The sequence below is a fragment of the Pseudomonas sp. HMWF006 genome, assembly GCF_003061205.1.
GTDB classification, from domain to species: domain Bacteria; phylum Pseudomonadota; class Gammaproteobacteria; order Pseudomonadales; family Pseudomonadaceae; genus Aquipseudomonas; species Aquipseudomonas monsensis.
Genome location: NZ_QAIU01000281.1, coordinates 1 through 2,923 on the forward strand (window position 1 = coordinate 1; position 2,923 = coordinate 2,923).

At 59.4% G+C, this 2,923-nt stretch carries 2 protein-coding genes; one reads left to right on the top strand and one right to left on the bottom strand.

Annotated features, from left to right (window positions below; all coding sequences use genetic code 11):
• Window positions 1-229 precede the first annotated feature (229 nt).
• A complete protein-coding gene (locus DBR24_RS11500; protein WP_128614797.1) occupies window positions 230-1,606 on the bottom strand; it encodes a glutamine synthetase family protein in 1,377 nt (458 codons plus the stop codon).
• A gap of 282 nt (window positions 1,607-1,888) precedes the next feature.
• Here DBR24_RS11500 and DBR24_RS11505 point away from each other — a divergent pair, with 282 nt between their 5' ends.
• Entirely contained in the window at window positions 1,889-2,650 is a 762-nt protein-coding gene (locus DBR24_RS11505; protein ID WP_128614798.1) for a gamma-glutamyl-gamma-aminobutyrate hydrolase family protein, read from the top strand.
• Window positions 2,651-2,923 lie beyond the last annotated feature (273 nt).

Consider the following 2,923-nt stretch of genomic DNA (forward strand, 5'->3'; position numbering starts at 1 on the left):
GTTGTGTCTGGCTTGAGATGGCTGCCCTCACCCTAGCCCTCTCCCGGAGGTAGAGGGGACCGATTGGGGGGTGCTTGGGATCTTCGCCGACCTGAAAGATCGCTGCCGAATCCATAATCGACTTGATCGTTCAGGTCGCTGATTATCTCAATACAACCCGGTCAGTCCCCTCTCCCTCCGGGAGGGGGGCAGGGGGAGGGGCTCTTCGGCTTTTAAAGGCCCGAACCCATCACACCGTATGCAGATACCAGTTGTACTCAAGGTCGGAGATCGAGTTCTCGAACTCGGCCAGCTCGCTTTCTTTACAAGCGACGAACACGTCGATGTACAGCGGGTCGATGTAGCGGGCCATGACTTCGCTGTCGTCCAGTTCGCGCAGTGCATCGCGCAGGTTGTTCGGCAGGCTCTGTTCGTTCTGCTCGTAGCTGTTGCCTTCGACCGGCGAGCCCGGCTCGATTTCATTGGTCAAGCCGTGGTGAATCCCGGCCAGCACTGACGCCATCAGCAGGTACGGGTTGGCGTCGGCACCGGCGACCCGATGCTCGATACGCACGGCGTCCGGCGAACCGGTTGGCACGCGCACGGCCACGGTGCGGTTGTCGATGCCCCAGCTCGGCGAGTTCGGTACGTAGAACTGCGCGCCGAAACGACGGTACGAATTGACGTTCGGGCAGAGGAAAGCCATTTGCGCAGGCAGGGTCTCCAGCACACCGCCGATCGCGTGTCGCAGCGCGGCGTTCTGCTCGGGATCCTCGCTGGCAAAGATGTTGTTGCCTTCTTTGTCCAGAATCGAAATGTGCACATGCAGACCGTTACCCGCCTGGCCCGGATACGGCTTGGCCATGAAGGTGGTGTCCATTTCGTGGTCGTAGGCGATGTTCTTCACCAGACGCTTGAGCAGGACCGCGTAATCGCACGCCTTGATCGGGTCGGAGACGTGATGCAGGTTGACTTCGAATTGCGCCGGGGCGCTTTCCTTGACGATGGCGTCAGCCGGGATGCCCTGCTCTTTCGCGCCTTCAAGGATGTCTTGCAGGCAGTCGACGTATTCGTCGAGGTCGTCGATCAGGTACACCTGAGTCGACACCGGACGCTTGCCGGACACCGGCGAACGTGGCGACTGCGGACGGCCGTTCACGTTGTCCTGGTCGATCAGGTAAAACTCCAGTTCGAACGCGGCGCAGATGGTCAGGCCCATCTCATCGAACTTGCGCACGACGTTGGCCAGCACTTCACGCGGATCGGCGAAGAACGGCTCGCCTTCCAGTTCGTGCATGGTCATCAACAGTTGTGCGGTCGGGCGCTTTTGCCACGGCTCGATGCTCAGGGTGCCCGGGATCGGGTAGCAGATGCGGTCAGCGTCGCCGATGTCCAGGCCCAGACCGGTGCTTTCCACCGTGGAGCCATTAATGTCGAGAGCGAAGAGCGAGGCCGGCAGGTTGATGCCTTTCTCGTAAACCTTGTGAAGACTGGTGCGTTCGATGCGCTTGCCGCGCACCACACCGTTCATATCCGCAATCAGAAGGTCGACGTACAAAACCTCAGGATATTTCTTAAGGAATGCGTTTGCTTCGTTGAGTTGAACGGTACGCAGAGGGACCGACATGATGCACCTATTTAGCTGTTAATTATTATGTTCACCGCTGTTTCGCCGAGCCAGTCAATCCGAAAGGCAAAGTGAAGTCAATAGCGAACACACGGCCGTTCAGCGTTTATTTTTCGGGCTTTTTTTAACATTCACGTGCCAACGCAGGCGCCACAAGGCCGGAATCCATGAAGATTTGATGAACGGCGTTTAGAATTTTTTACATGGCAGTTGTTAATTAAAATCAACGAGGCTAAGCTCCGGAAAAGCTCGTTCAAGTGTCAAACTTCGAGGTGAATAAAAATGGCATTCAAGCCATTGATCGGCGTTACTGCGTGCGTCAAACAGATTGGCCTGCACCCCTATCACATCAGCGGCGACAAGTACGTACGTGCTGTCAGCGTTGGCGCTCAGGGGCTTCCAGTGGTCATTCCCTCCCTTGGCAACCTGACTGAAATCGAAGACCTGCTCGGTCAACTCGACGGTCTGCTGCTGACCGGCTCGCCCTCGAATGTGGAGCCCTTCCACTATCACGGCCCGGCCAGCGCCCCCGGCACGGATCACGATCCGGCGCGGGACGCCACCACCCTTCCTTTATTGCGTGCAGCCATCGCGGCGGGCGTTCCGGTGCTCGGCATTTGCCGCGGCTTCCAGGAAATGAACGTGGCGTTCGGCGGCAGCCTGCACCAGAAAGTGCACGAGTTGCCGGGCATGCTCGATCACCGCGAAGCCGACAGTCCGGATGTCGCCGTGCAATACGCACCGGCCCATGCCGTGACAGCACTCGGCGGTGGTGTGTTCGAAGCGCTGGGATTGCCGGGCGAGTTCCAGGTCAACTCGATTCACAGCCAGGGCATCGACCGCCTCGCCCCCGGCTTGCGTGCCGAAGCCGTGGCGCCGGATGGCCTGATCGAGGCGATCTCGGTCGAGCACAGCCCGACTTTCGCCCTCGGCGTGCAATGGCACCCGGAATGGCAAGTGCTGGACAACCCGCCGTACCTGAAGATTTTCCAGGCGTTCGGTGAGGCTTGCCGGCAACGGGCGGCGCGACGCAACCAGCGCTGACACCCCCACGATTTCATCACTGTTTACTGCCCCCACGGGTTCGGCGGTTGCGCCTGTGCGCATCCGTCATCCGTGAAAACAACAAACCGTAATAACAACAAGCACGACCCAGGCAGCCAGGACGGCGGCGCCGAACAAGCCGGATGACAGGAGCAAGACCGTCGGATCAATGCAAAACCCTGTGGGAGCGAGCTTGCTCGCGAAAGCGGTGTGTCAGGCAACAACGACGTCGACTGACACGACGTATTCGCGAGCAAGCTCGCTCCCACAGGG